The sequence below is a fragment of the Lutispora thermophila DSM 19022 genome, assembly GCF_900142105.1.
Taxonomy (GTDB): Bacteria; Bacillota; Clostridia; order Lutisporales; family Lutisporaceae; genus Lutispora; species Lutispora thermophila.
In genome coordinates this window covers 1-7930 of the sequence record NZ_FQZS01000047.1, presented here as the reverse complement: position 1 = coordinate 7930, position 7930 = coordinate 1, and the positions used below count along the sequence as shown (strand labels likewise).

Below are 7930 nucleotides of genomic sequence, written 5' to 3'. Positions count from 1 at the left end.
CATGGCTTTTTTTAGTATTTCATTTTCCTCTTCTAGCCTTGCTATCTTCTTTAACATGACTTGATAGTCGGCTGTTGTCACGGTTTTATCTTTATCAATTACTACTGGTTTGGCTTTGTTTAACCATGTCACCATTGTTGATTTTGGTATGCCATATTCACGAGCTAAATCTGCTAGCGGCTTTCCTGAATTATATAGCTCTACTATAGTATCTTTAAATTCTTTGGTGTAATGTTTTTGACCTCTTCCCATTGTAGACACTTCCTTTCACTTCTTATTTTAAATCGTTCGAACTTCTGTGTCTACAAAACTATACTAACACTACTGAATAAGATTGTTCAATATTCGCATATAGCCGTCCGTATCAAGTTTTACCCGGAAAGGCTGTTCGGGAATATCAATGTTGTAATCTATCTGCTTATCTTCAAATATAGGTATCCAGTCAATCAAAATATTTCGTGTCAGTTCCGCAGCTTCAACGGTATTTATCTCCATAGCAAACTCATTAGAGTTTAATTTGAACCAGTCGAAAAGGACATCAATATATTCTTTCAAATCGTGAGCTTTGCGGCGGGCAGTTTCAATATAGTTGTCCCTGTCTTTTCCCGTAACAATTCCTTTGTGTGCAGCGTCAAGATAGCCAATAAGTGTTGTAAGCGGTGTCCGAACATCATGGGAAAGGCTTGTCATAAGCTGTCGGTTTGCTTCTTCTGCCTGCCGGACTGTGGAAAGCCTGTTCTCATAAGACACAACAATCTCATTGATTTCATAGGCAAGAGGGGCTATTAGTTCGTTTGTTGCAGATAAAATACGTCTATTCCCATTCCCTCCTTTTATATCAATCAATGCGTCTGTTATCTCGGCTATCTGTTTTTTGACACGCCGGATAACAAGGCAGGAAAGAAAAATAGAAAAAAGTGCAATGATTATTGATAGAAAAATAACTGCTTCCATAAAAATCAAACCTCCTTGTTAAAGCGATAACCGATACCTTTAATTGTCTGAATGTATTTTGGATTTCCGGGATTGACTTCTAATTTTTTACGAAGCCGGCTAATAATCGCCATAATGTTACTATCATCATAAAAATATTCTTCTCCCCATACTTCTTCATAAATCTGTTGCTTCGTCAAAATTTTCCCTTGATGTTTCGCGCAGTATAAAAGTAGGTCAAATTCTTTTGGGGGCAGTTCAAAAGTTCCGTTTTCCGTAGTAATAGAACGATTTTCAATATCTATTTTCAATCCATCAAATTCAAGTTGCTGTGCTGTTCCGTCTTGCTGATTGAAACGGGTATAACGTCGTATGAGAGAAATAATACGGGCTATCAGTTCGTCCATATCAAAGGGTTTTGTTAAATAATCATCAGCTCCCGCGCGTAAGCCACGCACTTTGGAAGCACTGTCGTTTTTAGCGGTAAACATCAAAATCGGCAGACTATTTTCTTTTCTGATTTTTTCCAGTGTTTCAAATCCGTCCATACCGGGCATCATAACGTCCAGTATTACAAGTTGATATTTTTTTTCTTTTAATTTTTGCAAGCCCTCTTTTCCTGTATTGCAAAAATCAGCTTCTATATTTTCTGATAATATACTCCGTTTAATCAGCGTACAAAGCTCCTTATCATCATCTATAATCAAAACTTTATTCATAGTGTAGCTCCTTCCCTTGTTTTGTTCTTCCGTCAATAGGTTTCTCTGCTTCTTTTGTTATCAGCCACATATACTCAAGTATTGAAACACCATGTATACGGTTCCCTCTGCAAAGTATAGTACACGCCGTTCAGAAATTTCCCATTTCCTTGCTACTAAGGAGCAAGACATATATTCCATAATAACCAAGTCCTTCCTGAAAATCATATCAGTATAATTATAATCGGACATATGAATAATAACAAGCATATAGATATGGACTATTATGGCTATTTAGTGGAACTATATAGATATATCCGAGGGGAAAGGGGAGCAGTAAAATGTAACTGGGTGAAAAATATGAATTCAAAGCATTTGGAGAAGCTATAAAAGCTGCGCAGACGGGCGTAAGGAAAGCCGCAAACAGGTAAGTTAGGCAAGGTGGTATATTGTGGAACTTGAGCTAAATTTTAATTGACAGCCATTATGAATCATGTTAATATGAAAACGATTATCAAATTCAGAGGTATGGATGATGAAACGGATTTCAAAATATAATACAAAACAAAGAAAAGCGATTTCCTCATATCTTATTTCGTTGCAAGGCAAACATACTACCGCTGCTCAAATAGCTTCATATTTTAAGAGTACAGGTTCTCCCATAGGCATTGCAACCATCTATCGCCAGCTTGATACATTGGTACAAGACGGAAGGGTAGCAAAATTCACGCTGGATGGAGTTTCAGGTGCCTGTTATCAATATATTTCAGAGGATCCAAAATCCAATGAAACACATTTGAGATGTGAGAAATGCGGTGCAGTGCTGCACATACAGTGTGAATTGGTAGATAGTTTGCCGCAACATATGTATGAGGAACATGGTTTTAGAATAAATACAATGAAAACAGTGTTTTATGGTAAGTGCTCAAATTGCATGGATTAGCATAAATATTACAGTTGAATAATATACTTGTATAGTATGTATTTGGGTAAAGCAATTGCAGAATACATCTAAATGGAATTAAGGAAACTATTAAAAACTCAAGTGATGAATGAAAGGAGGGAAATACGATGTGGTGCTTTTATTATAAATCATGTAGTTCAGATGCTAAGGCTTTGATGATAAAGAATATAGCCTTGGCAATTTGTGTGTGCTTTATCGTTACTTCCTTCCTTTCAACAGCTTTTATATTAACACATTCAAATCATCAGCATGATCATGAAGGCCCTAATGGGACTTGTGCTATGTGCATTCATTTAACAATTGCTAAAAATTTGCTCAAACAGATCTTCACAGCAACAGTAACCAATTTATTTTCACTTGTTCTTTGCTTATTCATTTCCTATTGCCTAAAGCCTAATACCCAGTATATAGGCTTATTTACTCTTGTCTCACTAAAAGTCCGATTAGATAATTGAAGAAACCTCCCTAAGGGAACATAGTGTTCATTTAAGAAGACGGGATTTTTATGCCCTTTTCAAATGAGTGTTTGGTTAGTCCCTTATTTTTGTATTATCTCAATAAAAAGCAAAATATGGAGGTTTTGATATATGAAAAAATATGCTTCTTTTTTTCTAATTATAGTCATGGTTATTTTTTCACTGTCCGGCTGCCATAGCAACATAAGTAAACAGAGCCAGCAAAGTGAAAAGCTTCAAATTGTAACTACAATTTTTCCAGCTTATGATTGGGTGAGAGAAATTATCGGTGATGCTGTTGACAACATAGAGCTTATTATGCTTCTTGATAATGGAGTTGATCTTCACAGTTATCAGCCCACTGCTGACGATATTATCAAGATTTCCACCTGTGATATGTTTATCCATGTAGGAGGTGAATCTGACGCATGGGTTGAAGACGCTTTAAAAAACGCCATCAATAAGGATATGGTGATAATCAATCTAATGGAAACATTGGGAGACTCTGTAAAAGAAGAGGAAATAGTTGAAGGTATGCAGGAGTCAGAACATCATCACGAAGATGAATATGAGCATGATAAAGATGATGAATCAGAACATGATCACGAGGTCGAATATGAACACCATCATCTTGATGAGCATGTATGGCTTTCTCTAAAGAACGCTAAGTTCCTATGCCAGAAGATTGCTAGCAAATTATGCGAAAAAGATCCTCAACATAAAGATGCATATTTGACAAATTTGTCTTCATATATTGAAAAGCTTTCTGACCTTGACGTTAAATATCAAGAAGTGGTTCATAAATCAAAAAATAAAACCTTGTTGTTTGGAGATCGATTCCCATTCCGCTATCTAGTAGATGATTATGACTTAGATTATTATGCAGCCTTTTCAGGTTGCTCCGCAGAAACTGAGGCCAGCTTTGAAACCATCACTTTCCTTTCAAATAAAGTAGATGAATTAGGTCTTACTAGCGTTCTGAAAATTGAGGGTACGAAGCATAATATTGCGGAAACCGTCATATCAAACACAAAAACTAAAGATCAGCAGGTACTCATCATGAACTCTATGCAATCCATAACCTCTAATGATGCGAAAAATGGCACCACCTATCTTTCAGTTATGGAGCAAAACCTGGAAGTGCTGAAAGCTGCATTGAGATAAGGAGGAGTTACGATGGCACAGCTTGTTTGTCAAAATCTATCTATTGGATATGATGGAAAAGCCATTTTAAATGACCTTAGCTTTTCAGTGAATGCAGGTGATTATTTATGTATTCTGGGGGAAAATGGCTCTGGCAAGAGTACTCTCATGAAAACTATTCTAGGATTACAATCTCCAATCAACGGTAAGGTTATGACAGGCGATGGACTTCGACCCAATGAAATCGGATACCTGCCACAGCAAACTATGGTTCAAAAAGATTTCCCGGCATCCGTAAGAGAAGTGGTTATTTCGGGGTGTCATGGAAGATGCGGCTTTCGTCCCTTTTACAGCAGAAAGGAAAAGGAGCTTGCGGATAAAATGATGGAAAAGATGGGGGTCGGTCATCTATCAAAATGCTGTTATCGTGAACTTTCCGGAGGCCAGCAGCAACGTGTTTTGCTGGCCCGTGCCTTATGCGCAACACAAAAAATATTGCTCCTTGATGAGCCATTTGCAGGGCTTGATCCCAAAGTTACTGGACAATTATATGAATTGATTGATGAACTTAACCATCGAGACGGCATCACAATTATAATGATTTCCCACGATATAAATATAGCACTTGAACATGCAAGCCATATTTTACATATTGGAAAAAATGTATTCTATGGAACAAAAGAAGAATATGTGGAAAGAGGGGCATGGCATATGTTAGTGGGTTCAGGAGGAGGTAAGGAATAATGAATGCCATTTTTAGCAAGCTCACAATGTACATGCAATATCCCTTTGTTCGTTATGCGCTTGTTGTAGGCGTATTAATAGCCTTTTGCTCATCTTTGTTTGGCGTTATGCTGGTACTCAGACGTTTTTCCTTCATCGGGGATGGACTTTCTCATGTAGCCTTTGGAGCTATGGCAATTGCAACGGTTTTAAAAGTCACTAGCAATATGCTATTGGCTTTAATCATTACTGTTGTCTGTGCAATACTGCTTTTGAGAACAGGTCAGAATACCAAAATCAAAGGGGATGCTACATTGGCTATGCTTTCAGTGGGTGCCCTTGCCATAGGATATTTGCTTATGAATCTGTTTTCCAATTCTTCCAACTTAAGTGGTGATGTGTGTACCATTTTGTTCGGTTCGGTTTCTATACTGACATTGACTCAGACAGAAGTGTGGTTGTGTGTAGTGCTATCGGTGGTGGTAGTGTCAATATTCGTATTGTTTTACAATAAGATTTTTGCAGTTACCTTTGACGAGAATTTTGCACAGGCTACAGGAACAAAAGTGGAGTTATACAACTTGTTAATTGGAATAATCGTTGCTGTTATTGTAGTGCTTGCTATGAATTTAGTGGGCTCTTTGCTGGTTTCCGCCTTGGTCATTTTTCCACCGCTGTCAGCCATGAGAATCTTTAAAAGCTTCAAAGGGGTTACAATTTGCTCTGCGGCATTGTCTGTATTTTGTGCACTAATTGGCATGCTGGTATCCATCCTTGGTGGAACACCGGTTGGTTCAACAATTGTGGCTGTTGATATAGCAGCATTTGTACTGGCCTGTATAATCGGAAAAGTATTGAGGAGGTGGTGTGCTTGATGAAAAATATGGCAAAGATAATGGGTGTATTATTGCTGCTTTTGACAGTAACCGGCTGTAGTAAAGATGAGAACATGGCTAATCGGGTCAGCAACGGAAATAATGTAGATAAAGTAATTAGCGAGCTCATTGATAAGACAGAATCAGAAAATAATTCTATCGATTTAGAGGGAGAGGCATCCATAAAATCAAAGGACGATTCGGAAAAACAGGATCAGATTCCTCAAAAAAGTGATGATGTGACAATGGATGTTGACTATGATCTTACAAAAATGAGTAGTGATATGGTGTATGCGATGGTATTCCAACTGATGGTAGAACCTGATGCTTACGTTGGGAAGACCTTTCGTATGAAGGGTAAATACTATCCAGTCTATTATGAGTCTACAGCAAAGTACTATCATTATTGCCTTGTGGAGGATGCATTGGCTTGTTGTGCACAGGGGATAGAGTTCGTGTGGGGTGACGGCAGCCATGTTTACCCGGACGAATATCCGGAGGAAAAGGCATCAATTGTGGTACAGGGCATCTTAGAGACATATAGGGAAGATGGGAATGATGATTATCTATACTGCCGATTAAAAGACGCCACGTTGGAAGTGATAAACAAATGATAGCAGATTATTAATAATAGTGAAAGCGCTTTTTGAGATCTATAATCGTTAGTCGGGTTCGTACTGAATCTTGACTACTTTTAAGTTTAGATTTAGTGAACACGGATGAAAGGCTCCCTCGATTGAATTCGCCCAAGCCTTAAAACGAGTAATACATAAATGCATGAACAATGAAGATGTAAAACGCCATTACGGCACAGATATTTTGCTTACATAAAAGGAGATTCACATTATACAGTTGATAGGTCAATATCCGCAGATTGGTATTATAGACCTGGCCAAGTTGCAAGGTGTTACTAAGGGAGCTACATCTCAGATGATAAAAAAGCTTGTTGAAAAGGGACTTGTAGTAAAAAAGCAATCCACAACTTCGGAAGCTGAAATATGTCTGGAACTCACTGAGTTAGGTCAGAGGGCATTCAGAGGTCATGCGGATTATTACAATAATGTAGGAAAGCAATGGAAGGAAATCCTTGATCAAATGAGTGAGGATGATATACAGGTACTGATGCGATTTATTAGTTTGGTAGAGAAGATGCTGGATGCGGAAAAACTTCCATATCAGGATGGCATGTTTGACATTATTATCTGCAACGCATCCTTTCATCACTATACTAATCCAAAAGCGGTGCTTACCCAGATGAGAAGAGTATTAAAAGACAGGGGAATGCTGTTAATAGATGATCCATGGATGCCGCAGCCTTTGAGATCGGTAATGAACTTTTTTACCAGATATTCCAATCATGGGGATTATCACTATTATGGGGAAAGGAAAATGGGAAAACATACCATAATGCTTAAGGTAATTCCTATTCCTATAAAATGATTCTACCTATTTTTGTGGATGTGGTGTGACTACTGATAATTTTCATAACCCGCAAATAGATTGGTATGGAAATGATACCCATATACAAAAAAAGGAATCAATAATGATCTGGGTGTGTTTAATTCACCGGATGAATTCTTGAAAAAATACCAACAAACATTGGCACCAATAAAAAAGTGCATTGGCACCAATAAAAAAGTGGTTTTACAGGAATATAATACGTAAGATCATGAATTATAATGTAGAAAGAATATGTAATTAAGTTTCAGGTTCTTTATCAATAATTGGAGTGGGATTTACTTAGACATCCTACTCCATTAGTAATTTAACCTCTTGTGCTAGTTAATTCGATTTTACTATCAGGAGTATTATACCAATCAATAAGGATATAAAATCCCTGATAGATGATATTATATGGGTTAAATATCCAAATATTAACTTTTTGATTCTTGAGTATGATTCACGACCTAAAATTTATTGATGTAATAACACAAGTTATAGGATAATAGCTTGGTTTTAATCCTTGTTTGCAACCCCCAAAAGGACTTCGCTAGTACTCTCTCAATATTCAGTTGGCTAGTGAGCTGAGATGCTGTTGTTTCAATCCTCCGCCTTAATCTAAAGATAGCTTGTCGCAGTTCTTTTGGAAGTTGAATTTTGCAGTTACTTTTCTTAACTGGTTATATTCCAAGCAGCTGC

The 7930-nt window shown here is 37.4% G+C and carries 8 protein-coding genes and 3 pseudogenes; 6 read left to right on the top strand and 5 right to left on the bottom strand.

Annotated features, from left to right (window positions below):
- The 4 genes and pseudogenes from BUB48_RS17110 to BUB48_RS19275 all read right to left on the bottom strand — a co-directional run.
- Positions 1–252 (bottom strand): transposase (locus tag BUB48_RS17110; RefSeq protein WP_073025720.1); only part of this gene is annotated, 252 nt, incomplete at its 3' end.
- A gap of 72 nt (positions 253–324) precedes the next feature.
- Positions 325–954, bottom strand: a pseudogene (locus BUB48_RS17105) (sensor histidine kinase); the annotation flags it as partial.
- A 5-nt stretch (positions 955–959) separates the two neighbouring features.
- Entirely contained in the window at positions 960–1652 is a 693-nt protein-coding gene (locus BUB48_RS17100) for a response regulator transcription factor (protein ID WP_073028089.1), read from the bottom strand.
- Positions 1645–1832, bottom strand: a pseudogene (locus tag BUB48_RS19275) (DNA-binding protein). Before BUB48_RS19275 ends, BUB48_RS17100 begins: the two are co-directional and overlap by 8 nt.
- Positions 1833–2163: 331 nt before the next feature.
- Between BUB48_RS19275 and BUB48_RS17090 the strand changes: the two are divergent.
- The 6 genes from BUB48_RS17090 to BUB48_RS17060 all read left to right on the top strand — a co-directional run bounded on the left by BUB48_RS17090 (position 2164) and on the right by BUB48_RS17060 (position 7231).
- On the top strand, positions 2164–2574 hold the full coding sequence (locus BUB48_RS17090; RefSeq protein ID WP_084524798.1) for a Fur family transcriptional regulator: 411 nt from the start codon (positions 2164–2166) through the stop codon (positions 2572–2574).
- A gap of 608 nt (positions 2575–3182) precedes the next feature.
- Positions 3183–4214: a metal ABC transporter substrate-binding protein gene (locus BUB48_RS17080; RefSeq protein ID WP_073028082.1), complete on the top strand. Its 1032-nt coding sequence runs from the start codon at positions 3183–3185 to the stop codon at positions 4212–4214.
- Between the two features lie 12 nt (positions 4215–4226).
- Entirely contained in the window at positions 4227–4937 is a 711-nt protein-coding gene (locus BUB48_RS17075; RefSeq protein ID WP_073028080.1) for a metal ABC transporter ATP-binding protein, read from the top strand.
- Positions 4937–5791 carry a metal ABC transporter permease gene (locus BUB48_RS17070; protein WP_175548463.1) on the top strand — a complete coding sequence of 285 codons (855 nt, stop codon included), beginning with the start codon at positions 4937–4939 and terminating at the stop codon, positions 5789–5791. Before BUB48_RS17075 ends, BUB48_RS17070 begins: the two co-directional genes overlap by 1 nt.
- Positions 5791–6405, top strand: a complete 615-nt coding sequence (locus BUB48_RS17065) for a hypothetical protein (protein ID WP_073028092.1) — start codon at positions 5791–5793, stop codon at positions 6403–6405. The genes BUB48_RS17070 and BUB48_RS17065 overlap by 1 nt, the downstream gene beginning before the upstream one ends.
- Positions 6406–6628: 223 nt before the next feature.
- Positions 6629–7231, top strand: a complete 603-nt coding sequence (locus BUB48_RS17060; protein WP_333782646.1) for a methyltransferase domain-containing protein — start codon at positions 6629–6631, stop codon at positions 7229–7231.
- Between the two features lie 426 nt (positions 7232–7657).
- Here the strand turns inward: BUB48_RS17060 and BUB48_RS18730 are convergent.
- Positions 7658–7911: pseudogene (locus tag BUB48_RS18730) on the bottom strand (transposase); the annotation flags it as partial.
- Positions 7912–7930: the final 19 nt, after the last annotated feature.

Bases quoted from the DNA above. Each gene is read 5' to 3' on its own strand.
- BUB48_RS17100 (WP_073028089.1), bottom strand. From the start codon at position 1,652: ATGAATAAAGTTTTGATTATAGATGATGATAAGGAGCTTTGTACGCTG.
- BUB48_RS17090 (WP_084524798.1), top strand. From the start codon at position 2,164: ATGATGAAACGGATTTCAAAATATAATACAAAACAAAGAAAAGCGATT.
- BUB48_RS17080 (WP_073028082.1), top strand. From the start codon at position 3,183: ATGAAAAAATATGCTTCTTTTTTTCTAATTATAGTCATGGTTATTTTT.
- BUB48_RS17075 (WP_073028080.1), top strand. From the start codon at position 4,227: ATGGCACAGCTTGTTTGTCAAAATCTATCTATTGGATATGATGGAAAA.
- BUB48_RS17070 (WP_175548463.1), top strand. From the start codon at position 4,937: ATGAATGCCATTTTTAGCAAGCTCACAATGTACATGCAATATCCCTTT.
- BUB48_RS17065 (WP_073028092.1), top strand. From the start codon at position 5,791: ATGAAAAATATGGCAAAGATAATGGGTGTATTATTGCTGCTTTTGACA.